General features: G+C 59.9%; 24 protein-coding genes. 11 read left to right on the top strand and 13 right to left on the bottom strand.

Annotated elements, in window-relative coordinates:
* Window positions 1-16: 16 nt before the first annotated feature.
* From QTL56_RS19020 to QTL56_RS19030, 3 genes are all read right to left on the bottom strand, one after another.
* Complete coding sequence (locus QTL56_RS19020) at window positions 17-313, bottom strand: hypothetical protein (protein WP_245134808.1); 297 nt, start codon at window positions 311-313, stop codon at window positions 17-19.
* Between the two features lie 212 nt (window positions 314-525).
* A complete protein-coding gene (locus tag QTL56_RS19025) occupies window positions 526-690 on the bottom strand; it encodes a hypothetical protein (protein ID WP_245134811.1) in 165 nt (54 codons plus the stop codon).
* 15 nt (window positions 691-705) lie between these two features.
* Entirely contained in the window at window positions 706-945 is a 240-nt protein-coding gene (locus QTL56_RS19030) for a hypothetical protein (RefSeq protein ID WP_245134813.1), read from the bottom strand.
* A 794-nt stretch (window positions 946-1,739) separates the two neighbouring features.
* Here QTL56_RS19030 and QTL56_RS19035 point away from each other — a divergent pair.
* Window positions 1,740-2,432 carry a helix-turn-helix domain-containing protein gene (locus QTL56_RS19035; protein WP_245134815.1) on the top strand — a complete coding sequence of 231 codons (693 nt, stop codon included), beginning with the start codon at window positions 1,740-1,742 and terminating at the stop codon, window positions 2,430-2,432.
* Here QTL56_RS19035 and QTL56_RS19040 read toward each other — a convergent pair.
* Together QTL56_RS19040 and QTL56_RS19045 are read right to left on the bottom strand one after the other, a co-directional pair.
* Entirely contained in the window at window positions 2,425-3,522 is a 1,098-nt protein-coding gene (locus QTL56_RS19040; RefSeq protein ID WP_245134817.1) for a flagellin N-terminal helical domain-containing protein, read from the bottom strand. The two genes, QTL56_RS19035 and QTL56_RS19040, sit on opposite strands and share 8 nt — an antisense overlap.
* Window positions 3,523-3,791: 269 nt before the next feature.
* Window positions 3,792-5,135 (bottom strand): hypothetical protein, encoded by a 1,344-nt coding sequence (locus QTL56_RS19045; protein WP_245134818.1) that lies wholly within the window; start codon window positions 5,133-5,135, stop codon window positions 3,792-3,794.
* A gap of 180 nt (window positions 5,136-5,315) precedes the next feature.
* Between QTL56_RS19045 and QTL56_RS19050 the strand changes: the two genes are divergently transcribed.
* Entirely contained in the window at window positions 5,316-5,618 is a 303-nt protein-coding gene (locus QTL56_RS19050; protein ID WP_245134819.1) for a hypothetical protein, read from the top strand.
* Window positions 5,619-5,627: 9 nt separating this feature from the next.
* Here the strand turns inward: QTL56_RS19050 and QTL56_RS19055 are convergent, their stop codons facing one another.
* Window positions 5,628-7,154, bottom strand: coding sequence for a site-specific integrase (locus QTL56_RS19055; protein ID WP_245134821.1), 1,527 nt, complete (start codon window positions 7,152-7,154; stop codon window positions 5,628-5,630).
* 466 nt (window positions 7,155-7,620) lie between these two features.
* Between QTL56_RS19055 and QTL56_RS19060 the strand changes: the two genes are divergently transcribed.
* Window positions 7,621-7,986, top strand: coding sequence for a hypothetical protein (locus QTL56_RS19060; protein ID WP_245134823.1), 366 nt, complete (start codon window positions 7,621-7,623; stop codon window positions 7,984-7,986).
* Between the two features lie 34 nt (window positions 7,987-8,020).
* On the opposite strand, the gene QTL56_RS19065 is transcribed toward QTL56_RS19060, so the two are convergent.
* The 4 genes from QTL56_RS19065 to QTL56_RS19080 all read right to left on the bottom strand — a co-directional run bounded on the left by QTL56_RS19065 (window position 8,021) and on the right by QTL56_RS19080 (window position 11,358).
* Window positions 8,021-9,124: a branched-chain amino acid aminotransferase gene (locus QTL56_RS19065; protein WP_229573024.1), complete on the bottom strand. Its 1,104-nt coding sequence runs from the start codon at window positions 9,122-9,124 to the stop codon at window positions 8,021-8,023.
* A gap of 158 nt (window positions 9,125-9,282) precedes the next feature.
* Entirely contained in the window at window positions 9,283-9,888 is a 606-nt protein-coding gene (locus tag QTL56_RS19070; protein WP_245134825.1) for a HupE/UreJ family protein, read from the bottom strand.
* Window positions 9,889-9,981: 93 nt separating this feature from the next.
* On the bottom strand, window positions 9,982-10,863 hold the full coding sequence (locus QTL56_RS19075) for a LysR family transcriptional regulator (RefSeq protein ID WP_229573022.1): 882 nt from the start codon (window positions 10,861-10,863) through the stop codon (window positions 9,982-9,984).
* A gap of 33 nt (window positions 10,864-10,896) precedes the next feature.
* Window positions 10,897-11,358, bottom strand: coding sequence for an Rrf2 family transcriptional regulator (locus tag QTL56_RS19080; protein WP_229573021.1), 462 nt, complete (start codon window positions 11,356-11,358; stop codon window positions 10,897-10,899).
* 131 nt (window positions 11,359-11,489) lie between these two features.
* Here QTL56_RS19080 and QTL56_RS19085 point away from each other — a divergent pair, with 131 nt between their 5' ends.
* From QTL56_RS19085 to QTL56_RS19100, 4 genes are all read left to right on the top strand, one after another.
* The gene (locus QTL56_RS19085) at window positions 11,490-12,395 is read left to right on the top strand and encodes an NAD(P)/FAD-dependent oxidoreductase (protein WP_245134827.1); all 906 of its coding nucleotides are present in this window, start codon (window positions 11,490-11,492) and stop codon (window positions 12,393-12,395) included.
* 106 nt (window positions 12,396-12,501) lie between these two features.
* Complete coding sequence (locus tag QTL56_RS19090) at window positions 12,502-13,998, top strand: CoA-acylating methylmalonate-semialdehyde dehydrogenase (protein ID WP_229573019.1); 1,497 nt, start codon at window positions 12,502-12,504, stop codon at window positions 13,996-13,998.
* A 219-nt stretch (window positions 13,999-14,217) separates the two neighbouring features.
* Window positions 14,218-15,285 (top strand): YjgN family protein, encoded by a 1,068-nt coding sequence (locus tag QTL56_RS19095; protein WP_245134828.1) that lies wholly within the window; start codon window positions 14,218-14,220, stop codon window positions 15,283-15,285.
* Window positions 15,275-16,333 carry a M48 family metallopeptidase gene (locus QTL56_RS19100; RefSeq protein WP_245134830.1) on the top strand — a complete coding sequence of 353 codons (1,059 nt, stop codon included), beginning with the start codon at window positions 15,275-15,277 and terminating at the stop codon, window positions 16,331-16,333. The genes QTL56_RS19095 and QTL56_RS19100 overlap by 11 nt, the downstream gene beginning before the upstream one ends.
* 101 nt (window positions 16,334-16,434) lie before the next feature.
* Here the strand turns inward: QTL56_RS19100 and QTL56_RS19105 are convergent, their stop codons facing one another.
* Window positions 16,435-17,472 (bottom strand): Fe(3+) ABC transporter substrate-binding protein, encoded by a 1,038-nt coding sequence (locus QTL56_RS19105; RefSeq protein ID WP_229573016.1) that lies wholly within the window; start codon window positions 17,470-17,472, stop codon window positions 16,435-16,437.
* Window positions 17,473-17,641: 169 nt separating this feature from the next.
* Here QTL56_RS19105 and rirA point away from each other — a divergent pair, with 169 nt between their 5' ends.
* From rirA to QTL56_RS19120, 3 genes are all read left to right on the top strand, one after another.
* Window positions 17,642-18,118 (top strand): iron-responsive transcriptional regulator RirA, encoded by a 477-nt coding sequence (rirA, locus tag QTL56_RS19110; protein WP_245134832.1) that lies wholly within the window; start codon window positions 17,642-17,644, stop codon window positions 18,116-18,118.
* A 183-nt stretch (window positions 18,119-18,301) separates the two neighbouring features.
* Window positions 18,302-19,969: a GMC family oxidoreductase gene (locus QTL56_RS19115; RefSeq protein WP_245134834.1), complete on the top strand. Its 1,668-nt coding sequence runs from the start codon at window positions 18,302-18,304 to the stop codon at window positions 19,967-19,969.
* A 50-nt stretch (window positions 19,970-20,019) separates the two neighbouring features.
* Window positions 20,020-20,568, top strand: coding sequence for a gluconokinase (locus tag QTL56_RS19120; RefSeq protein ID WP_245134836.1), 549 nt, complete (start codon window positions 20,020-20,022; stop codon window positions 20,566-20,568).
* A gap of 30 nt (window positions 20,569-20,598) precedes the next feature.
* Here the strand turns inward: QTL56_RS19120 and QTL56_RS19125 are convergent, their stop codons facing one another.
* Entirely contained in the window at window positions 20,599-21,438 is an 840-nt protein-coding gene (locus QTL56_RS19125) for an SDR family oxidoreductase (RefSeq protein WP_245134839.1), read from the bottom strand.
* Window positions 21,439-21,611: 173 nt separating this feature from the next.
* On the opposite strand from QTL56_RS19125, the gene QTL56_RS19130 reads away from it, so the two are divergent.
* Complete coding sequence (locus tag QTL56_RS19130) at window positions 21,612-21,977, top strand: winged helix-turn-helix transcriptional regulator (protein WP_245135495.1); 366 nt, start codon at window positions 21,612-21,614, stop codon at window positions 21,975-21,977.
* A gap of 7 nt (window positions 21,978-21,984) precedes the next feature.
* Here QTL56_RS19130 and aguB read toward each other — a convergent pair whose 3' ends face one another.
* A complete protein-coding gene (aguB, locus tag QTL56_RS19135; RefSeq protein ID WP_245134841.1) occupies window positions 21,985-22,854 on the bottom strand; it encodes an N-carbamoylputrescine amidase in 870 nt (289 codons plus the stop codon).
* Window positions 22,855-22,858 lie beyond the last annotated feature (4 nt).

The following is a 22,858-nucleotide window of genomic DNA, read 5'->3' on the forward strand; positions in this document are numbered from 1 at the left end:
CCGTTGTGAGGGTTGTTCACTTGAAGTTCAGACCGTCGAAATCCATGAATTCCGCCTGGTCGCGCACCCGCTCGGACGCCGTCATCACGTAGATGCGATGGCGTCCACCGAGGCCGTACTCTTCCCGGACATGGATTTCCGTTCCGCCGACGCGGTGTTCAGAGACGAATGCACCCATTTGCCGTTCCGCCATCCGCTTGCCCCGAGGATCACCATCCCGCTGTAGTGCGTGCGCTTGCGGCAAGCGCCTGAGAAAGCCGATGTCGTTCGATGCGCCGATCGAGCCGGTGCTTACAAGAACCTCTATATTCATGCGTAGTCCTTCTGTTGGCATGGCTTCGCCGTTCGCGCCGAAGCCCGTTTCAGTTCTTGTTGATGTCTCGCTTGTTTAGTCGTTGCTCACTGTTGCGATGACGACCAAGGGTGATGTGAGTCGCTTCCGATCGCAACGATTCTTTTTCAGCTAAGCAACTGAAAATCTTGAATTAAAGACTCCGATGCGGTGTCTTGAATTTCCGGTCAAACTTAACGACGACGCCGTGAGAATTTCCATGCGAGGGCGACCGGCAACAAAATCCAGACGACAATGTTGGTCGTTTCGACGGTTGCGGGTGCCTTGTTGGCGATGACGTAGAGAGCGGTGAAAACCATCAGACCGATCGGGAGGGAGAGGATACGCAGCGCGACCATGGTGAAGTCTTTCTTTTAGGCGGTTGCCTGATCTAGACGTCGGAAAGCCTGAATGCCGTCACGGTGAAATTCGTTGCGCATTTCGGCAGCGGACCCCGGAATGCGGGAACGTCGGATGAGGTGTCGAGCAGAGGTTTGCGGATCGAGCCGGTATAGCGATGCCAGGTAGCAGATGAGGCCGCCGACGGCGTCACGGTCGTTAACTTCCTCGATCTGCACCGAGAAGGTTAGGCCCGGAATGGTTGTGACTTTCACCTGCATCTCTTGGCCCTTTCCGCTGATTTCTATGCCTTAATCAATATCATTCCGTGAGAAAGGTGCCCAGGCATAAACGCGGCATGGTTGCGTCGTGCCGGAGGGAGAGTTAATGGAATTGGTGGGGTTTTAATGAAATGAAGATGAGAGGCATGTTCCAGTTCGATGCGGGCCGCAGGCCAAGCTTCGAACCCGCCCGCAGGGCGGCCTTAGATGTTCCCGTCCCGATGCCCTCAATTGACCGGCACGCGCAACGGCAGTCATCCGGAGGATCGAAGCAACGCGGAGGACGGCATCGCCGTTGACAGAGGGAGCATGGCGGCAGGCTTGGCGCTGAGGGTGCGGAAACATCATGGGAGCTAGTTGGCCCATTCCAGCGTATATTAGTGCTGTATCGGGCTGTATTCTTCACCGTACAGCACCGAAGTCTCTCCGAATGGCTCATGGGCCAGTCGAATGCGGGAACCGCATCAGGCAATGAAATTTGAGCATATCGGAGCGGCAAGCATAGCGACCCCGTCAACGGGGATGACGCGGGAATTCGCGCATGCGGAGAGCGGTTAATTGGGTCGCCGCAGGAGGTTCAGCATCGCGCCCCCATCTGCGGGAACCGGGACCGACCACCCCCGCCGAGCATTCCGGTTCGAGCCTTATTGAAAGCTCTGACTTATCTGTCCCCATGATTGCAAATCGTTGGCGGAAAAAGGACGGGATAACGTTGCTCGCGTCTCCATGCCTGGTTGTCCTTTTGAGGTCCTTCATTTTTCAGTAGCGGCAATTTGAAGAAGAGACGCATGTTGAAAGACAAACCCTTTGCCGCCCTCACTCAGAAGATGCTGGATGCATGGATCGAGACTGACCCCGCCGATCCTGCAGAGCCGCAGCGCGTTTATGCCGGTGTTATAGAGCTGCTCTCGATCAAGATGCGGTTGACCGTATTCCGCATCGAAGGTGATGATCCGCTGGCGTGGCAGATGACGCCCGTGCGCCATTCTGGCTTCACGTCGAGCTTGTTCAACGTGAACAAGATTTTTGAAGATCAGCGAATTGGCGACTTCAAGGACCAGGACTACATGGCGTCCGCCGTGATCCCCCGCCTTCGCCAGGTCATCGAAAACCAACAGCCGTCGATGGAGCTGGTCAAGACCAAGCTCTTCGGCATCAATCTCGGCTACGACCGGATTCTGATACCGCAGCGGACGCTTGGCCGCCCACGGTGGGTAATTTCGTCATCACACGCCCGTTTTCTGCTGGATGCACCGAAGGTCCCGGGGAAGTTTGACGTAGACGACGAGGCCGTCGTCCAGCTCCTGCTGGAAGGGTGTACAGCCAAGGAAATCGCAGCCCAACTGGGGCTATCACACCGAACTGTCGAGCATCGCCTTGACCGGCTCAAAGTGCGGTTCGGCGCGCGCAACCTTGTGCATCTGGTCGTCATGTTACTCGGCGGCCATGTCAATCGGGAGAACGGTGCCAGTATCACCTGAATAGTTGCAGGAGGCTGTCAGGGGACGCGTTCGCAATGGATAGCGCCTGCACAGCCAGTTGTTGCTGGCTTTCAAGAGCGCGAAGCCTTGTCGAGGCCTCGTTCATGTCGGCATCCACTAATCGCCCAACACCGCTCGTAACCGCATCCATGCGCCGCTTGTTGAGTTCCTCATGCCTTTCCAACGAGTTCTGGATCGACCCGAGGTAGGTCATCCTGTCGGCCAGTGCCTGGAGTTTCGTCTCGATGTTATTCACGAAGTTGGAATACATCTCCTGCCTGTCCCCACCGAACCTCGCAAGGGTGTTTTCCAGGCGCATCAAGTTGAACGACGGATTTACATCGTAGGCTTCTGGCATCCCCGTAGACGGATTACTCAGCAGAATATTGTACCAGGTTACGGAAGTGGGGGTGTATGAACCTGTTGTATAGACAACAGAGAAAAGGTCGAAAAGCGCCATCTCTGGATTGGGATCAAGCCAGTGGGTCATCGGATAGCCGGAGTCGTCGTTCAGCAGAAGAAGGTCCATAGCCTTCACGTCGATCGTCTGAACACTAGCCTCTCCGTACCCAACCACGAAGGAATATGTACGCTCGCTGGCCTTGTCTGGCTGGCCCTTGGAATTGTAGAGCAGGTTCACACCAGAGAACGATGCCGAAACCATCGCATCGCGCGCCTGGTCCACTAGTTGTTGCATCTGTTGCTCGACCTCTGCGACCTGCGATTTTCCGTAGTATTCGTCGAGACGGTATCCTCCGATGATCAGGTCCTTGAATTCTGGCTGTGGCATATCGCTCGCGATGATCACAAGGTTCCTGATTTCGACGAAGCTCTTGTGGACCGTCTCCATTGCGGCATAGGCCGTATCCACGATCGCGGATGCAAGACCTATCGAGTCCGTGACCGCAGACATCGCCTTGGTCTCGGAGTGCATCGTAGTCGATATCGACCAGTAGGCCGCATTGTCGGCTGCTCTTGAGACACGTAAACCGGTCGAGACCCGGCTTTGCTCGGCATCTAGTTCAGACCCGATGTTACGTAGGATGCCCAGTGCGGCAATCGCGGCGTTGTTCGTGATGATGCTTGTCATGAAATAGAGCCGTCGAATACGATTGGGTCATGGCTCTTCATGTGCCGCCGGCGAAATTGCCGCGAAGGCAAGATGGTTCATAAGGTCTTAATTTTTGCCCGACTTAGTTTGGGTAAAAATACTGACGCCGATCGCCTTTTCGCCGAATGACCGTGGTAGGACGCGTTTGGCTCGCCTGTCTGCCCAAGCCGGCCTCCACTAAGAATAATCTCTTACTATATAAAGAAAACGGGACAATAAAATCCAAGGCACTGATATAAATGACATAATCAGTATGGAATGTCGTTTTCGTCGCCCACTTCAACCTCCCGCACTACCTCTGGGAGATACTGAGACAGAGTCTCGCTGTCGGGCGCTTGCCATTCGCCTGACTTTTCCAGCTCCAGCATCCGCGAAAGGCGGCCTCTGGCTTCAAGGTAATCCTCGCCGGTCGTCGCGAACCATTCTCGGATGTATGCAAGTTTGGCAAAGCTCTCAGGCGACGCTTCGGCTGTCTTGTCCATGACGCCGAGGACCATGTCGACATTTTGGAAAGCGTCGAAGCATGTCGGCCACGGCCCCATGAAGTTTTTGAGGTCTCGCATGATTGTGGCAAGACGTCGGGTCGCCTTGCGTACGGACGGATCGTTGATCTTGTCCGCCAGCGTTGAGAGGTTATCCGCCATGTCATCGCCAGCAAAGGAATGATAGGCGCGCTCCAGCCATGGCAGAACCGGCGTCGTGTCGATCAGCAGGCGCTCGAACCGGTAGATGGGGTCCAGTTTTTCGACCGGGTAGAAATGACCGGTTACGCCCATCTCGATGATAGTCATGACGTCCACGACAAAGGGGTCGACCCAGAAGTAATCCCGTGCGGCCGGTACGGTGATAGGTTCAGGTTGACGGATGGCGGGATAGCGTCCCAGGCGCTGTGCTTCCGCTATCCAAGTGCTCGCCTCCCCCAGTGAGTGGAAACGACGTCCGCGGAAGACGCCGCAAACATCCCCGATCGTAACGATGCTGTAGCCGACGCCTGCACCGGAAATCTCGGTCAGCAGCGTAGTGAGCTTCTTCTGGCGTGAGGCCTGCGTTGTCGGTGGAACGCGGCGTGTTTCGCCTGCGTCCCACAAAGCCGTTCCCAGCCTTTCAAGCTGAAGAATACCCGCGGCCTGCCGATCAAACGTCGCGTCGAGGATGCGCACGAGCTGTTGCGTAGTCTTGGTCAACTTCTTGATTTTGGCATCGCGGCGCGGAGCGATGCCGTGGCGCACAAGGTGCCGGCCAACCGTGCTCTTCGATTGACCGGTTATCCGGGCCGCGTTTCGAACTGACGCCCGACCGAAGTCTTCCTCTGACATCTGGTACGCTGCCGGAGTCAGGAGAAAAGTGGACGCACGCTCTTCACGACTGCGCTTGGGCTGGTAGCGGGGTCGATTATACCGGTTTATCGTCCAACGCACGACGTCATTGATCAGGCTACGATCATCGCTACCGCGCGATCCTCGTTTCGCGCGCCAATTGCGCATGAAGTCTTCGCAGAAGCTGCGGAGCCGCTCTGCGTCCTTGCCGTGTTCGTTGACGAAGGGGTAGACCGCTTTGCGCAGCGCGTCGAATTCTTCCTGGTTGTCGCTCAACTCTGTCGCCCGGTTACTAAATGACTCAACTAATCAATGCTGAGAGAAGGGTGCGCAGGAATCAAGCGGTCCGTAGCCAGTGACTTGACGCAGAATTTAAGTGGGCGTTAGCCAGACTCGTCAACAAAATTGTAGTAATCGGGCGGTATGCGATGGAAGTTATGCATCATGGAGTCGCACGTGGCCACCAATTGGAATAAAATTAACATACCTGAGAAATACATCAGCTGGATTTCTAACTCAGCGACGCTTGGCGGTATTATTCTTGGATTTATAAGTCTATTCGAGGCAAGAGCGGATCAGGATTCTCAGATTTGGGTGATGTTCTGTTTTTCTGTAGGCTATCTCAGCACCGTAAAGCTTGTTGACGATGTAACTCAGAAAATTGGCCCTGCTTCCGGTGCGCGAGCAACCGTTATGAGCTATATGATTGTGTTGTTTTTGTTTTTTGCGGGTTTGGTGGCATATCTGTTTGCAAAGTAGTTTAGCGATTCAATCGCTTTCAGTATTGGAAGATTTTTCTGACCGAAGCCTTGAATACGTATCCAGTACTGCGTCCGTCCAAACCAGCATCGCCTTGCGCTTTAAATGCAGGTGTTGCGCGCCGCCGTAGGCGAGCCTCGTAATCCGCGCGATCCGCTGCTCCCGTGAATCGTCGTCTTCGACGTCTAGCTTGTCGGTGCGTCTCATCTCGTGAGCAAGGACCACCGATGCGCCCCCCGGAATACCGGCCTGATCCAGTGTCTTGGTGATGGTTGTCCGCAGATCGTGTGGTGTCCACCATTTTATGCCGTTCGCCGCGAACAGGTCTACCGCCGTCTTGCGCTTCTTCGTGAGCGTGTCTCTTGCGGCCAGCCGCTGGCAGACGGCAAGTGTAGACGATCGGTGGATATGGATGTCTTCCTCGCCTCGCTCAGAGGGGAAAAGCCATTGGCTGTCTGGCCTGTCCACGAGCGCGAACTTTGCGGCCATGTGCTGGGCAAGTCTTGGGGGAATGGGGAGGATGTGGGCGACGCCGGCCTTCATGATCCCTTCTCCCCATGCCGCCAGATACCAGCCTTCATTTTCCGGGTCTGGAACGTAGTAGGCTTTGCGAATTGCCAAGGCGGCTCCCTGCCTCTGAGCCGTCAGGCATACCCAGTGGAAGGCGGCGGCAACACCGTCTCGAATTCCGTACTTGTGGTCATGCTTGGCGTCCATGCGCCCAGGCAGGCGTCTCGTCGTGTAGGTGTCAACGAGGACTAGCGTTTTCGCCAGCCCTTCTAGCCCCGGATTTCTGGTCCGGGGTTTCACCGTCCGCCCAACCGTTAAAAGTTTCCACCAAGGCTCAACCCGATCCAACCCCGACAGTCCGCCGTGGACGGACTGGCAGTGGCTGAGAATGGTACTGACGTTCGAAACCGCTTTTCCTGCGGGGGAGGGAGATGCATGCTTCTTCAGCATGGCGTCGCGAATGCTCTCGATATCGGCGCGCTTGATATTGACGGCCGGCATGTCGAGGAGGTCTTTGAATTCGGGTTTCGCGAATGTCGAATTCAATGTGGAGATGGTCGTCGCTCTCCACGGCTTCGATGCGTTTTCCGCCGTCTTGTCCTCGATGGTCTTCTCGATACAACGACGTAAGGTCCACGTACCGGCCTTGGGGCGCATTTCTCGAATGATGTCATCGTGAGAGAGGCCAAGGTTGTTTTCGACGGCGTGGTGATGCTGCCGAAGGAATTCGTCAGCGTGGGCGTCTCCGCCGAAATCTATCTGGCGCTTCACCTTCTCGGCAAGTTCTCGCGCCGCCTTGATCGACGGGATGTACCAAGCTTCCCCTTCGTGCGCCCAGCCGAGAGTTTTGTTGATCCCCTTATATCGCAGAAAGAAGGCGACCTTCTCATTCTTGAGGCGGAGGGAGAGGCCGGTGCACTTCAGGTCCGTGATGTAATGGCTCCCCTTATGCCCTGGGCTTGCCTTCTTGAGGAAGTCGGCGAGGTGAGAGGGGCGAAGATCGGCTTTGTCGGAAATGGTGGCCATTGAAGTCGTTAGCTCGTTTCTGGAACACGTCTGGAACATCTTCCCCTGCGATTTGAGCTCTTTTAATAGGCGAGCGGCGGGGTGGTCGATGTCTTGAATTGACGGCAGATAACGAAAAATATATATGTATGTCAACAAATTAGCGAGAAAATAAAAGACCTCAATATCGATCGGAATCTTGCGATAACGCTAGGCTTTAGGTTTGTGGCACCTGAGGTCGGAGGTTCAATTCCCCCCAACCGTACCATTTTTCCATTGTCCATACCGAAGACAGGCGTAACATCTCGTACCCGGGACATGGGTGGCGAGGTTTAGGTCGACGTCAGGTCTTTCCGGCGTCTCTGTTTGCGCCACCTTCGGTAGAATGCGACCAAAGCCGTTAACCCGACGGCGACAACTTCCGCAATCCAGGCTTTGCCTCTTCCCGAATCGATGCTCTGACTGCCGCCTGCCCAACGGAGGTCTGATGGAGCGTCGAGATTATGTGCGTCAGTCCTGCGGGTCGAACTCGCTGATCCTCCTGTTCGGCTGCTATTTCTGCGGCTGGATCTGCGACTGGAGTCCAAGGGGCATAAGGCTGCTTCTCGCTGACGACCTCAGGCTCGATGCAGCCGAACATTTCATCATGTACAGCGACCGTTTCGATGTCCTGCACGCCGAAGTCGTCTGGCGCAGGGACGACCTTGTCGGCGCCCGCATCCACAATTGGCGAACGGCGGCAGCGCGCAATCTCCTCGGTCCACGCGTCTCTCACAGAACGCAAGCGGATGACGAGGCGGCCGGTCGGCGGTCTTCTCCCGCTGAAGCGAAAAACCCCGCCACGCTGCCGTGACGGGGTCCCGAAGCCTTGGATCTCCGCTGGCCGCTCAGGCGCGGGCCACTTCCTTTACCCAGCCATGCGTGTCGGCAACAGAGCCGCGCTGGATGCCGGTCAGCTGGGTGCGCAGCTTTTCGGTTTCCATGCCGGTGCCGGCATTGCCGATGACGAATTCACCGCCGGGATGCCGTACGGTGCCGATTGCGGCCACAACAGCTGCCGTGCCGCAGGCAAAGGCCTCGCGCAGCTTGCCGCTCTTGGCATCGGCCGTCCATTCGTCGAAGGAATACGGGCGTTCGATGACATCAAGGCCATTGTCGCTTGCAAGCGTGATGATCGAATTGCGCGTGATGCCCGGCAGGATCGTGCCAGACAGGGGCGGTGTCACGACCGTGCCGTCATCCATGACGAAAAAGACGTTCATGCCGCCGAGTTCCTCGATCCACTTGTGTTCGGCGGCGTCGAGGAAAACGACCTGGTCGCATCCGCGGCTCGCCGCTTCCTTCTGGGCAAGCAGGCTGGCTGCATAATTGCCGCCGCATTTGGCCGCTCCCGTGCCGCCCGGCGCCGCACGCGTATAGTGTTCGCTGACCCAGAGAGTGACCGGCTTGCTGCCACCCTTGAAGTAAGGTCCGACCGGCGAGGCGATGACGCAGAAAATGTATTCGCGCGAGGGGCGAACGCCGAGAAAGGCTTCGCTCGCAAACATGAAGGGACGCAGGTAAAGGCTGCCTTCGCCTTCCGGAACCCATTTGGCATCGATTTTCACCAGTTCCTCGACCGCCTTGAGGAAAAGCTCCTCCGGCACGTCGGGCATCGCCATGCGCTCGGCCGACCTGTTGAAGCGACGGGCGTTTTCTTCGGGGCGGAAAAGCGTGATGCGCCCGTCCGCTCCCTTGTAGGCCTTCATGCCTTCGAAGATTTCCTGGGCGTAATGCAGTACGCTTGCGGCCGGATCGATCTGGAAAGGCTTGCGGGCTGAGACCTCCGGGCTGTGCCAGCCCTTGTCGACATGCCAATGCACCACCGCCATATGGTCGGTGAACAGCGTTCCGAAGCCCAGGTTTTCGAAAGCCGACAGCCGCTCGGCCTCCGGCATGGGCGAGGCATTCGGGACGATCTGGAAGTCGAGGAGTGCGGTATTCGTGGTCATGGAGAGCCTGTGCCTGAGCTGTTCACGGTTTCGCTGGCCGCGCTCGGATGGACGGCCGCGGCGCTCTCGTCGTTTGTGCGGTTTGATCGGGAATTGTCAACAGAAACCGTGCTTCTGCGATGCAGCAAAACGCTTGAGCCTCAAGGCCGGCAGGCTGTTCAGCCCGTGATGAGCCCGAACAGGAACCAAAGGCCGGCGAGTGAAATGGCGGCACCAAGCGCCTGGACCAGCCGCCCACCGCCCATCGGCTTGAGCGTGGCACCGATCGTTATGCCGATGATGTGGATGACGCCGGTGGAGACGACGAAACCGACGGTGAACGCGGCGGGGTCGCTGGCCCGGGGGGCAAGGACGCCATGCGGATAGCCATGTAAAAGGGCGAAGGCTGAAATCAACACCAGTGCGGCCCATTCGGGCGCCCGCCAGGCCGCAGCGATCGCGCCGCCGAGAACGATGACGGAAACGGCAATCCCGTATTCAATCGGCTGGTCTGGCAGAACGCCGGTCATTCCGATGATCCCGCCGGCGCACATGATCATCGGGAAGGTTGCTGGCAGCGTCCAGACCGAGCGCCCGCCCATTTGCGCACCCCAAAGGCCGACCGCCAGCATGGCAAGCAGATGGTCGAAACCGGCGAGCGGATGCCCGAAACCCGCACCGAAACCTCCAAGCGGCCCGTCCATGACATGGGCACTGGCCGGCATGGCGGAGAAAAGCGCGAGCAGAAATGCAGGAAGTCCGAGACGGGCGAGGGGATGGCGCATGGGAATATCCAATGGTGATGCGATTGTGCAGTCTATCCGCGCCGATCGCGGCAGAAAAGCGCCGCAGCCCGGAGGATGGTCCCCTGATGTGCATCAGCCAAAGATCGCCCGATCCTGTTCCACAGCATCCTGCAGAAATTGCACGACCGCTCGAACCCGCACAAGTTCGCGGGCGCTTTCGTGGAATGTCGTCCAGTAGGCGCGCCGGATTGTGATGTCTGGCATCACCCGCACGAGGCTATCGTGCTGGCGCGCGATATAGCTGTGAAGGATGCCGATGCCGGCCCCGGCCAGCACCGCTTCGGTCTGGCCGATCGCCGAGGAAATCTCGAAGCCTGCATTCCAGTCGCGCATCACCTCGCCGGTGAAGTTGAGCGACGGGGTAAAGATCAGGTCCTCGACATAACCGATCCGGCGGTGTGCCTTCAGCGCCTCCGGGCTTGCTGGAAGCCCGTTCGTTTCGGCATAGGATTTCGAGGCATAGAGCCCGAGCGTGTAATCGACGAGTTTCGACGAGACGAGCCGTCCCTGCTCCGGACGTTCCAGTGTCACCGCGATATCGGCCTCTCGCTGCGACAGCGAAAAGGAACGCGGCACCGGCACGAGCTGGATCTTGAGTTCCGGATGCCGCTCGATCAACGCCCCAAGGCGCGAGGCAAGAAAAAAGACACCGAAACCATCGGGTGCGCCGATGCGCACAGTGCCCGCCACTTGCGTATCGGTTCGCCCCAGCCGGGCCTGCACCTCCAGCATTTCCGTTTCCATGCGCTCGGCGGAAGAAAGAAAAGCCTCGCCCTCGGCGGTCAGCTCGCAGCCATTGGTGCGGCGGATGAAGAGCCGTGTCTTCAAGGCTGTTTCCAGCGCCGTCAGGCGGCGCGAGAGCGTGGCATGATTGAGCCCCAGACGGCGCGAGGCGGCCAGGATCTGGCCGGTTCGCGCGACGGCCAGAAAGATGCGAACGTCATCCCAGTTCATGGCAAGGCATCCTCAATTGCAAGGGGCCGGGCATCAGATGTCGAAATCCTGCATGCCACTGCCCAGACCGAGCATCTCCAATCGCTTGTCGAAGTCGCCGGCGATATCCGAGAGCTTCAGTGTCGCGAAACGCGAGAGCAGCACGGCCTCCGCCTCCCGTCGCGCATCTTCCAGTGCCTCGTTGACCGAGATCTCGACGAGGCAGCCCGCATGGTCGGATGCGCTGACGAGACAGAAGAGTTCCGGCCGCTCAAGCGCCTCGTAGACATCAAGCAGGCTGATCTGATCCAGGCTCCTGGTGAGTTTCCATCCGCCGCCATGCCCCTTCTCGGATTGCACATAGCCGCGCTCGCGCAAGCCCGCCATCGTCCGACGCACGACGACGGGATTGGTGTTGAGCATCCGGGCGATCACCTCGGAGGTCGCCGCTTCCTTCCGGCGCCCGAGATGGATCAGCACATGCAGCATACGGGAAAGGCGGCTATCCCCGCGCATCGGCATTCCTCCATTGGGACATGATCCGTAGCGCAGCACGCGTCATGCAACAAGTCGAGTGGCATGACTTGACGCCGCGCTTCACGTAACTTAACAAGATACATAACATTAAAAGTTACATGAGGTCTCGCATGAAGTACGATGCTGTCGTCGTGGGTGGAAGTTTCGCCGGTCTCTCGGCTGTCATGCAGCTCACCCGCGCCCGCCGCAAGGTTCTGCTGATCGATGCGGCGCTCCCGCGCAATCGCTTTGCGCAAGCCTCGCATGGCTTCCTCGGACAGGACGGAGTGGCGCCATCAGAAATCCGCCGCCGGGCTCTGGAGCAGCTTGCCCGCTATCCGAACTTTGCCCTTTTGGAAGGGGAGGCGCAGCGTGCCGAGCGCTCCCTCGGCGGGTTCAGGGTCGAAATGGCTGACGGCCGTGTCGCCGAGGCGCAGGTCCTCGTGCTCGCCCTTGGCGTCACCGATACCCTGCCGTCGATCCCGGGACTTGCCGAGCGCTGGGGCCGCACGGTCCTCCATTGCCCCTATTGCCATGGCTACGAAATCGGCGGGCGCGCGATCGGCATCCTTGCCTCGTCACCGCTCGCGGCCCATCAGGGCGGGCTTCTGCCGGATTGGGGCCCGACCACCATGTTCGTTGAGCCCGGCGTCACGTTCGACGAAGAGCAGCAGGCCATGCTGGTCGCCCGTGGCGTCACGATGGAGACGGAACGCGTGGTTGAACTGGTCGGCGAGGGACAGGGGCTGGAAGCCGTACGGCTGGCGGACGGCCGGATCGTGGAAGTGCATGCCCTCTTCGCCCAATCGAAAGTGTCCATCGCCTCGCCGCTGGCATCCCAACTCGACCTGGAACTGGAGGAGGGGCCCCAAGGCTTTCATATCAAGGTCGAGATGGGCTGCACCAGCATGGCGGGCGTTTTCGCCGCCGGCGACGCGGCAACTCCCATGCACAATGCCACGCTCGCCAGCGCGTCCGGCGTCATGGCTGGGGTTTCCGCCCATCGCGCATTGATGGAGGCGTCCCTGTGGGCGTGAAATCGACCGATTGCTTTAATCTGCGCACAACGGATGCGGAAATCATCGCGTTGATTTGTGAAAATCAAAGCGCATACTACCTCCACAACAATTCAGGAGGAAACCCATGTACCAGGTAGGTCATTTTATCGGCGGCAAGCACGTTGCTGGCACCTCGGGCCGCAAGCAGCCCATCTACAATCCGGCAACCGGCGAAGTGCAGGGCGAAGTCTCGCTCGCCAGCGCCGACGAGCTGAACGCCGCCGTTGAGAACGCCAAGGCCGCTCAGGCAAAGTGGGCCGCCACCAACCCGCAGCGCCGGGCCCGCGTCTTCATGAAGTTCGTCGCCCTTTTGAACGACAACATGGATGCGCTGGCGGAAATCCTGTCGCGCGAACACGGCAAGACCATTGAAGACGCCAAGGGCGACATCATCCGCGGCCTGGAAGTCTGCGAATTCGTCATCGGTATTCCGCATCTGTCGAAGAGCGAGTTCACCGAGGGGGCCGGCCCGAACATCGACATGTATTCAATTCGGCAAGCGGTTGGCATCGGCGCCGGCATCACGCCGTTCAACTTCCCGGCGATGATCCCGATGTGGATGTTTGCCCCGGCCATCGCCTGCGGCAATGCCTTCATCCTGAAGCCGTCGGAGCGCGATCCGTCCGTTCCGATCCGCCTCGCCGAACTGATGATCGAGGCAGGCCTTCCCGCCGGCATTCTCAACGTCGTCAATGGCGACAAGTCGGCCGTCGATGGCATTCTCACCCACCCGGACGTCTCAGCCGTCTCCTTCGTCGGCTCGACTCCGATTGCCCGCTACGTCTATGGCACGGCTGCAATGAACGGCAAGCGCGCCCAGTGCTTCGGCGGCGCCAAGAACCACATGATCATCATGCCGGACGCCGATCTCGACCAGGCCGCCCAGGCTCTGATGGGCGCAGGTTACGGCTCGGCCGGCGAACGCTGCATGGCAATCTCCGTGGCTGTTCCGGTCGGCGAGGAAACCGCCAATCGCCTGATCGAAAAGCTGACCCCGATGGTCGAATCCCTGCGCATCGGCCCCTACACCGATGACAAGGCCGATCTTGGCCCCGTCATCACCAAGGAAGCCCAGGCGCGCATCCGTGGTCTGATCGACAGTGGCGTCGAAGCCGGCGCCAAGCTCGTCGTCGATGGCCGCGATTTCAAGCTGCAGGGTTACGAGAACGGTTACTTCGTCGGCGGCTGCCTGTTCGACAACGTCACGCCCGATATGGACATCTACAAGACCGAAATCTTCGGCCCTGTCCTCTCGGTTGTCCGCGCCAAGACCTATGAGGAAGCCCTCGACCTGCCGATGAAGCACGAATACGGCAACGGCGTCGCGATCTACACCCGCGACGGTGACGCCGCCCGCGATTTCGCTTCGCGCATCAACATCGGCATGGTCGGCATCAACGTGCCGATCCCGGTTCCGCTCGCCTACCACTCATTCGGCGGCTGGAAGTCCTCGTCCTTCGGTGACCTCAACCAGCATGGCACGGACTCGATCAAGTTCTGGACCCGCACCAAGACGGTCACCAGCCGTTGGCCGTCGGGCATCAAGGACGGCGCCGAATTCGTCATGCCGACCATGAAATAAGCAGCAACAGCGCTGGCTCTGAATTGCGCCACCCGGTCGAAAGACCGGGTGGCGATTTTGTTTGTGCGGGGAACCTCACCACGCCTCCTGCACCCATGGCCAGATCGACTTCGAGAGTGTCGCAACGCACTTGAGTGCGCGGATGTCTCGTGATCAATGTTCAGGCGCGTGTCGCCGGGGATAGCGGCGTGCTCGATTTGATTTCACGAAGGACATTTCATGCAACAGGCAGTTTTCGGGCGAGCGAATGCTTTGCGTCGCGGCGAGTTTCGCGGCAGCGCCGGTGAGTATTTCGGCATCTGGATCGTCAATATCCTGCTCACCATCATCACGCTGGGCATTTATTCGGCCTGGGCAAAAGTGCGTCGAAACCGCTATTTCTACGGCAACTCCTTCGTCGATGGCCATTCCTTCGACTACCACGCCCGCGGCCTGCAGATCTTCATCGGCCGCGCAATCGTCTTCGGCTATATCATCGCCTACAATGTGCTTCTGACGATCAGCCCGATCGCCGGCGGCATCCTGACCCTGCTGATGTTCTTCCTCCTGCCCTGGATCGTCATGCGCAGTCTGCGTTTCAACGCGCGGGTCACGAGCTACCGCAACATCCGCTTCGACTTTGTCGGCAAGACCTGGGCTGCATTTGTCGCGATCATCTTCGGTGGCTTGATCGCCTTCTTCTCGCTCGGCATCCTTGCGCCTTTCGCCAGCCGCTGGCTCTATCGCTACATCTTCAACAACCTGCGCTACGGGGGCCGCGCCTTTGAGACCGACCCGAAAATCGGCGCGCTCTATCGCGTCTGGCTGCCGGCCTTCCTGCTGATGGTAGTGGGTGCAGCCGTCGCCGGCCTTCTCGGCGTGATGGCCTATTACAGCGTGGTGGAAGGCGCCGATGCGAGCACGGATCCGGAAATGCATCTTCTTCTCGGTATCTACGGAGCACTGGTCCCCGCGCTCGTTTTGTGGGGCGTGGCCGCGATTTTCTACCGCATCGGGGTCCGCAACGTGGTGATGAACGCCACCCGCTTCGACGCCCGCCATACCCTGTTCTCCGATCTCGGCCGGCTGCGCTACTTCTGGATCGTCATTTCGAATCTCGTTGTCACGGTCCTCACCCTCAGCCTCATGCGCCCCTGGGCAGCCGTACGCGAGCACCGCTATGTGATCGAGCATTCCGGCATCGTGGTCGATGGCGAGCTTGGCGAAGTGGTAGCCTCCATGCAGAATTCCGGCTCGGCCGTGACGGCCGAATATCTCGATCTCGAAGGGTTCGACTTTGGCTTCTGACACCAAGCCTATCGCCTCCGGCCGCTGGCATCCGCCGGGCTCGAGCCGCGCGGAGCCGGCAATCTTGCTGGGGGAGGGCAAGACGCTTTATGTCCGGCTGGCGGCAGGGGGCGATCCGGTCTCTGTCGGAGACATGGCCCGCATGGAGATATCCGCAAGGGTCGGTCGCATCCCCCGCAGGATCAGCTTTGTCGATGGTTCCTTGTTCGAGACCGAAGACAACGACGCCGTGGATCTCTGGCTGAAACGACAGGGGAAAAGCGGCTTTGTCCACGAACTCGAACGCTTTCACCCGCGTTTGCTTGCATTCGTGCTCGCCGTCTTCCTGTTCGCAGGTCTGATCTACCGTTATGCGGTACCGGCGCTGGTCGAACTTGCCGTGCTGGTCACACCGCCGGCGGTGACCCATTGGATGGCAAGCGGCACCTTGCTCTCGCTTGATCAGGCGGTTTTTGACGACAGCACGCTGCCGGATGCCCGGCAGGCCGAAATCCGCGCGGCCTTCAACGGCATGGCCGATCACGCGTCGCGCGGGCGCGCGGGCTACAATCTGAATTTCCGCCATGGCGGTGTCATCGGCCCCAATGCCTTCGCATTGCCGGATGGCACGCTCGTCATCACCGATGAACTCATCGAACTGGTGGATGGCGATCTGGATATGATCATCGGGGTGCTGGCGCATGAGATCGGCCATGTCGAGCGGGATCATTCGCTGCGCCAGCTCTATCGTGCCGCCGGTATGGCCGGGTTGATCATGCTGATCGCGGGCGATGTTGGCGCCGCCGGCGAGGATATCCTGACCAATGGTGCAGCCCTGATGACGCTCTCGCACTCGCGCGACGCGGAAAGCGAGGCGGACCGTATTTCGGTCGAGCTTATGGCGAAGGCGGGACGCGACCCGCGGGCTATTGGCAAGTTCTTTGCGCAACTGGAGGAAAAGCTCGGTACCGGCGGGGATTCGTCATTTCTGTCCACCCATCCGGGCACGGCCGAGCGGCGCAAGGCAATCGACGATCACGCCCGGTCTGTCGGATCAGGCGGGTCCTAGTCGCCAGCATCGGATAAACCGAGACGACGATATGGTGTCCTGAAATGCGAGAAGGGCGGTCGAGACCGCCCCCTTCTGCTGTTTTTTCTCTTGCCGGACGCTTACTGCGTCGGGCCTTCGTTCAGGCCGACCTTGTCCACCAGTTCCGAAGCCGTCTTGCGGTTTGCCGCGATGTCGACGAGCGGCAGCGTATCGGCCTTGATCGCGCCGAAACCGGTGACAATGTCGGAGGCCTTGGCCTTCGGGCCGACCGGATATTCGAAGACCTGTTCGGCATAGATGGTCTGTGCTTCGTCCGAGGCCAGGAATTCCATCAGCTTGACGGCATTGTCCTTGTTCGGAGCATTCTTGGTCAGCGCCATGCCGGAAATGTTGACATGGGTACCGCGATCAGCGGCATTCGGGAAGAGAACCTTGACGGACTTGGCCCATTCCTTCTCTTCCGGCTCCTTTTCGTTGGTCTGCATCAGGCCGAGATAATAGGTGTTGGCGAGGCCGAGATCGCACTCGCCGGCATGGATCGCCTTGGCCTGGGCGCGGTCGTTGCCATCAGGCTTCTTGACGAGGTTCTGCTTCAGGCCCGCCAGCCACTTCTCGGTGTAGTCAGCACCGTGATGGGCGACCATCGAAGCGAAAAGGCCGATATTGTAGGAGTGCTGGCCGTCACGCATGCAGATGCGGCCCTTCCACTTCGGATCGGCGAGCTCTTCATAGGTGATCGCATCTTCGGAGACGCGGTCCTTGGAGGCGTAGAGAACACGACCACGGGTCGTCAGGCCGAACCAGTTGCCATCGGTATCGCGATACTGGGCCGGAATCTGGCTGTTGATGTCGTCGTCGTTCAGCGGCTGTGTCACGCCGCCGTCCTTGGCTTCCGTGAGCCGCGCAATATCGACCGTCAGGATGACGTCGGCAGGGGAGTTGGCGCCTTCGGCCGTGATGCGCTCGACGAGGCCCTTGTCGAGGAAGAGCACGTTCGTCTTGATGCCCGTTTCCTTGGTGAAGGCATCCATGAGCGGCTGGATCAGCTCCGGCTGGCGGTAGGAATAGATGTTGACTTCACCTTCGGCGAAGGCGGCACCGGCCGAAAGGGCGAGCGCCGAAACGGCGCCGAGTGCGAGTGCGCGAGCATGGGTCATGTAGGGCCTCCTGGTCATGATTGTTGAGGCGCATATTCATGAATTGAGATAAGCTGTCAATTGCACTCGACTTTAATCACAAACACGTGAGGTCAGAACTTGAGTATTTTGGAATTGTTCAAAACTGCAAAAGCGGCTATATAAGGCCAACAAAACAGAGGAATCGTGCATGCGTTTGACAAAGCAGACAAATTACGCCGTGCGCATGCTGATGTACTGCGCCGCCAATTCCGAACAGTTGAGCCGCATCCCGGAGATTGCGCGCGCTTATGGGGTATCCGAGCTCTTCCTCTTCAAGATCCTGCAGCCCCTCAACAAGGCCGGTCTGGTCGAGACGGTGCGTGGCCGAAACGGTGGCGTGCGCCTCGGGCGCCCCGCCGAGAAGATCACGCTGTTCGATGTGGTCAAGGTCACCGAGGACAGCTTCGCCATGGCAGAATGTTTCGAGGACGACGGTGACGTCGATTGTCCGCTGATCGACAGCTGCGGGCTGAACTCCGCTCTGCGCAAGGCGCTGAATGCATTCTTCGACGTGCTCTCGCAATACACGATCGACGATCTGGTCAAGGCGCGCCCGCAGATCAATTTCCTGCTGGGCATAGACGATCTGGAGCCGCGCAATGTGAGGCGCGCCCCGGCCGCCTGACAAAGCAACAGTCGAAACCTGGATCAACCCGCCGCAAGGCGGGTTTTTTCGTTGCGAGACAAGCGTTTGCCCCCGCCTTGCGTCCCTCCGCCGCTATGCTACGCTTACGTCCACGGCAATATAAGTCTGCTTAATGGCGTCACGGCTGAATTGCCGTGCTGCCGGGGTCTCTGGGGAGAGAGCATGTACGACTACGTGATCATCGGCGGCGGCTCGGCAGGTTCGGTGCTGGCGGCGCGCCTGAGTGAGGATCCGTCCGTCACTGTCTGCCTGCTGGAAGCCGGAGGACGCGGAGACGGCATCTTCGCCCGCGTGCCGATGGCAGCTGCAGCCGTCATTCCGGGCTATGTCAAAAGCGGCAACTGGCGCTTCTCGACTGTCCCGCAGCCGGGCCTCAATGGTCGCAGGGGCTACCAGCCGCGGGGGCGGGGTCTTGGCGGCTCGAGCCTCGTCAATGCCATGCTCTATGTGCGCGGCAACAGTCGCGACTACGACGACTGGGCCGCACTCGGCTGCGACGGCTGGTCCTGGGATGATGTGCTGCCCTGGTTTCGAAAGTCGGAGGACAATATTCGCGGTGCAGACGATCTGCATGGGCGCGGTGGTCCGCTGCAGGTCTGCGATCAGAACTGGACGCGCCCGATCAACCAGGCCTTCCTCAAGGCCTGCGAACAGAACGGCCATCGGCAGAACGAGGATTTCAACGGTCCGCAACAGGACGGGGCCGGCGTCTACCAGGCGACGCAATTCTGGAACGGACCGAAGCGCGGCGAGCGATGCTCGGCAGCCGCAGCCTATCTGCATGACGTGATGATGCGGCGCAATCTGACAGTGGTTACCGAGGCGCATGTCTCGCGCATCATTGTCGAGCGGGGCAGGGCGGTCGGCGTCGCCTATCGTCTGGGCAAGGAAGATCGTGTCGTCCGGGCGAGCCGGGAAGTCTTGCTGTCGGCGGGCGCCCTGCAATCACCGCAGATCCTGATGCTCTCGGGCATCGGCCCGGCAGAACATCTCAAATCGCACGGCATTTCTGTCGTGCTCGATTGCCCGGACGTGGGAGCCAACCTGCAGGATCATCTCGATTATACGATGATCTTCCGCTCGCCGGACACCGATATGTTCGGCATGGGCATCATGGCGACGGGCGACCTGATCCGGGCCGCGAACGAATGGCGCACCGAGCGCATGGGACATTTGCGGTCGACCTGCGCGGAATCAGGCGCCTTCCTGAAAACCGATTCGGCTCTCGACCGGCCGGACATCCAGCTGCATTTCGTCGTCGCCATGGTCGACGACCACGCGCGCAAGATGCATTGGGGGCATGGTTATTCCTGCCATGTCTGCGTGCTGCGCCCTCATTCCCGCGGCACCGTGCGGCTGGCGAGTGCCGATCCCTATGCGGCCCCGCTCATCGACCCCGCCTTTCTGTCTGACCCGCGCGACCTCGTGTCCCTGCGCAAGGGCGCGCGCATGATGTCGGACATCATGGACGCCCCGGCACTTAACAAGTATCGTGGAGAGGAACTCTATCCCGCCGGCGAGTCCGACATGGAACTCGACGCCGCCATCCGTGCCCGGGCCGACACGATCTACCACCCCGTCGGCACCTGCCGCATGGGCTCCGATGATCGTGCGGTCGTCGATCCGACCCTGAAGGTGATGGGCATCGAGGGGCTGCGCATTGTCGACGCTTCCGTCATGCCGCGCCTGATCGGCGGCAATACCAATGCCCCGGTCATCATGATGGCGGAGAAGATCGCGGCAGCCATTCGGGCAGAAAGACTGCCGGCCAGGAATCGGACGGCGGCCAGAGACGCGACGTCCAGCGAGAGCGGATTGCATTTCGCCTGAACCTTCCTATTGTCACGGCCCTTGGGTGAGGGTGCTTGAAGAGGAAGAGAATGCCGCAAGAAAATGGGCCAGCCGCTCTGCAGGCCATCATCGTCATGGGCGTCAGCGGCTGCGGCAAGTCCTCGGTGGGCGCGGCGCTGGCGTCGCGGCTTGGATTGCCCTTCATCGAGGGCGATGCACTGCATCCTGCGAGCAATGTCGAGAAGATGGCCGAGGGAACGCCGCTGACCGATGAGGATCGCTGGCCCTGGCTGAGTGTGATCGGCAAGCGCATGGCAGACGCCTTGTCGCGCGGCGAGGGGATCGTCGTCTCCTGTTCGGCGCTGAAGAAGATCTACCGCGACCACCTGCGCGCCGCGACAGGCGGACGCCTCGCCTTTGTCTATCTCGAGGGATCGCGCGATCTCCTCAATCAGCGCATGGGAGCCAGGACAGGTCATTTCATGCCGCTTGGCCTGCTCGAGAGCCAGCTGGCCACACTTGAAGTGCCGACGGGGGAAGCGGGCGTGCTGACGGTCTCCATCGATCAGGCGCTCGGCGCTATCGTCTCCGAGGCCCTTGATGGTCTGGCACAACAGGTGGCGCCGGATCAGGGCTGAGACGACCCGCTCCGGCGCCTTCCCGAAAACTCACGCTTTCAAGGCTGCAGCATAATCGCTGGCATAGGTGGCAAGCGAACGAGCGGCTTTGCCCGTCAGCGTTTCGACATCCTGCGTCACTGAAGCCGTCCAGCCTTCGCGCACGGGATGGAAGATCGAGGCAAGGAAGCCGGCATAGTCGGCGGGCACACCAGCACCCGTCAATATGCCGATAAAGGCGTCGTCGCTGATGGCGCTGTAGGTTACGGGCCTGCCGATAGCGCCGGAGAGGATCGTGGCAGCATCTGCATAGCCGAGGGCTTCCGGGCCGGTGAGGTTGAAGGCCCGGCCGTCGAACTGGCTTGAGGTCAGGGCAGCCGCCGCACTATCGGCAATGTCACGGGCATCGATGAAGCTCGATTTGCCGTTGACGGCCGGAAGCGCGATCTGGCCGTGGCCGATGCCGGCTTTCCAGAAAGTGTGGAAATTGTCCGAGAACCAGTTCGGACGCAGGATGACATAGGGCACGCCGGACTTCTCGATGAGGATCTCGATCTGGCGATAGGGGATGCTGTCATCGGCATCGACGCCCAGGACGCTCTGGAAGACGATCTTCACCTTGCGGGCAATCGCGGCCTCGACGACCGGTAGAAGCAGGTCTTTCACCGCCACGCTACCGCCCGGCAGCATGATATAGGCGCGATCGATGCCGTCAAAAGCATGCGCAAAACTGGAAGGGTCGGCAAGATCGAAAGCGACGCCTTCAGCGCCATTGACCGCCTTGCCCGAGCGGCTGGCCGCCTTGACCGTCTCGCCCTTGGCGATGAGTGTCTTGACGAGATGGTTGCCTACATTGCCAGTGGCGCCCAATACGAGAATTTTCTTCGACATCTTGCTGTCCCTCAATTCGCTGAGTGCAGGTTTCATTTGGAAACCAGCTTACGAATTGATATATACGCACTCAGAGAAATCGGGAAAGAAGGCACTTTCAGGTCACATGGTTTCCCTTCGGAAACCGCATGTCCCCTTGGGGGGACCCCATGAGTGCCGCAGGAGCAACGGATATGCAGTTTGGCTATGACGTCTATCAGGAGAATTGCCCGACACGGCATGTGCTGGACCGGCTCGGCGACAAATGGGCGCTGCTGATCCTCGACCGGCTGGAAGGCGAGCCGGTGCGTTTCAATCACCTGCGGCGGGACATTACCGGCATTTCGCAGAAGGTCCTGTCCCAGACCCTGAAGAAGCTGGAACGGGACGGCCTGATATCACGCACAGTGTTTCCAACTGTGCCGGTCACGGTGGAATATGCGCTGACGCCGCTCGGGCGCACGCTGGGGGAAACGGTCAACCTGCTGGCCCACTGGGCCGAAAAGCACATGGATACGGTGCTAGCCGCGCAGCAGGCCTATGATGCACGCAAGCCGTAAGCGCTGACTAACCCTCATGGCCCATCAGCGGACTGTATAGTTCGGGGCGACGATCGCGAAACAGGCCCCAGCTGGCGCGCTGCCGGGCGATGCCGTCCAGATCGAAAGTCGCCGTCAGCACGGTCTCGGTCTCCCGGTCTGCCGTCGCCACGATTGCGCCGGTCTGGTCGCAGATGAAGGACGAGCCGTAAAAGGTGAGCGAGGTCCCCTTGCGGCCATCTTCCTTGCCGATGCGGTTCGACGCGATGACCGGCATGATGTTCGCGGCCGCATGGCCCTGCATCACACGCTGCCAGTGCCCACTGCTGTCGAGGCTCGCATCCTGCGGCTCCGAGCCGATTGCGGTCGGATAGAAAAGCAGCTCCGCCCCCTGCAGCGCCATGGCGCGCGCCGCTTCCGGGAACCACTGGTCCCAGCAGATGCCGACGCCGATCGCCGCATGCCGCGTTTCCCAGACCTCGAAACCGGTGTCGCCGGGCGAGAAGTAGAACTTCTCGGTATAGCCGGGACCGTCAGGAATGTGGCTCTTGCGATAGATGCCGAGCACCTCGCCGGTGGCATCCACGATGGCGACACTGTTGAAGAAGGTCTGCCCCGCCTTTTCAAAGAAGCTGACGGGGATCACCACATCAAGTTCTTCGGCAAGTGCTGCGAAGTGCTCGATCAGCGCATTGTCATGCGCAGGCTTGGCCAGATCGAAGAATTCCGCAATCTGGTCCTGGCAGAAATAGGGCGTTTCGAACAGCTCCTGGATCAGCACGATCTGCGCGCCTTGGGCGGCTGCCTCGCGCACGAGCTTCTCGGCCCGAGCGATGTTGCCGGGAAGATCCCAGCTGCAGGCCATCTGGGTCGCAGCGACGGTGACTGTGCGGGCCATCTCT

The sequence above is a fragment of the Peteryoungia algae genome (assembly GCF_030369675.1).
GTDB classification, from domain to species: Bacteria; Pseudomonadota; Alphaproteobacteria; order Rhizobiales; family Rhizobiaceae; genus Allorhizobium; species Allorhizobium algae.

Coding starts and splice junctions, on each gene's coding strand:
- QTL56_RS19020 (WP_245134808.1), bottom strand. CDS start 313: ATGAATATAGAGGTTCTTGTAAGCACCGGCTCGATCGGCGCATCGAAC.
- QTL56_RS19025 (WP_245134811.1), bottom strand. CDS start 690: ATGGTCGCGCTGCGTATCCTCTCCCTCCCGATCGGTCTGATGGTTTTC.
- QTL56_RS19035 (WP_245134815.1), top strand. CDS start 1,740: ATGTTGAAAGACAAACCCTTTGCCGCCCTCACTCAGAAGATGCTGGAT.
- QTL56_RS19040 (WP_245134817.1), bottom strand. CDS start 3,522: ATGACAAGCATCATCACGAACAACGCCGCGATTGCCGCACTGGGCATC.
- QTL56_RS19055 (WP_245134821.1), bottom strand. CDS start 7,154: ATGGCCACCATTTCCGACAAAGCCGATCTTCGCCCCTCTCACCTCGCC.
- QTL56_RS19060 (WP_245134823.1), top strand. CDS start 7,621: ATGGAGCGTCGAGATTATGTGCGTCAGTCCTGCGGGTCGAACTCGCTG.
- QTL56_RS19065 (WP_229573024.1), bottom strand. CDS start 9,124: ATGACCACGAATACCGCACTCCTCGACTTCCAGATCGTCCCGAATGCC.
- QTL56_RS19070 (WP_245134825.1), bottom strand. CDS start 9,888: ATGCGCCATCCCCTCGCCCGTCTCGGACTTCCTGCATTTCTGCTCGCG.
- QTL56_RS19075 (WP_229573022.1), bottom strand. CDS start 10,863: ATGAACTGGGATGACGTTCGCATCTTTCTGGCCGTCGCGCGAACCGGC.
- QTL56_RS19080 (WP_229573021.1), bottom strand. CDS start 11,358: ATGCGCGGGGATAGCCGCCTTTCCCGTATGCTGCATGTGCTGATCCAT.
- QTL56_RS19085 (WP_245134827.1), top strand. CDS start 11,490: ATGAAGTACGATGCTGTCGTCGTGGGTGGAAGTTTCGCCGGTCTCTCG.
- QTL56_RS19090 (WP_229573019.1), top strand. CDS start 12,502: ATGTACCAGGTAGGTCATTTTATCGGCGGCAAGCACGTTGCTGGCACC.
- QTL56_RS19095 (WP_245134828.1), top strand. CDS start 14,218: ATGCAACAGGCAGTTTTCGGGCGAGCGAATGCTTTGCGTCGCGGCGAG.
- QTL56_RS19105 (WP_229573016.1), bottom strand. CDS start 17,472: ATGACCCATGCTCGCGCACTCGCACTCGGCGCCGTTTCGGCGCTCGCC.
- rirA (WP_245134832.1), top strand. CDS start 17,642: ATGCGTTTGACAAAGCAGACAAATTACGCCGTGCGCATGCTGATGTAC.
- QTL56_RS19115 (WP_245134834.1), top strand. CDS start 18,302: ATGTACGACTACGTGATCATCGGCGGCGGCTCGGCAGGTTCGGTGCTG.
- QTL56_RS19120 (WP_245134836.1), top strand. CDS start 20,020: ATGCCGCAAGAAAATGGGCCAGCCGCTCTGCAGGCCATCATCGTCATG.
- QTL56_RS19125 (WP_245134839.1), bottom strand. CDS start 21,438: ATGTCGAAGAAAATTCTCGTATTGGGCGCCACTGGCAATGTAGGCAAC.
- QTL56_RS19130 (WP_245135495.1), top strand. CDS start 21,612: ATGCAGTTTGGCTATGACGTCTATCAGGAGAATTGCCCGACACGGCAT.
- aguB (WP_245134841.1), bottom strand. CDS start 22,854: ATGGCCCGCACAGTCACCGTCGCTGCGACCCAGATGGCCTGCAGCTGG.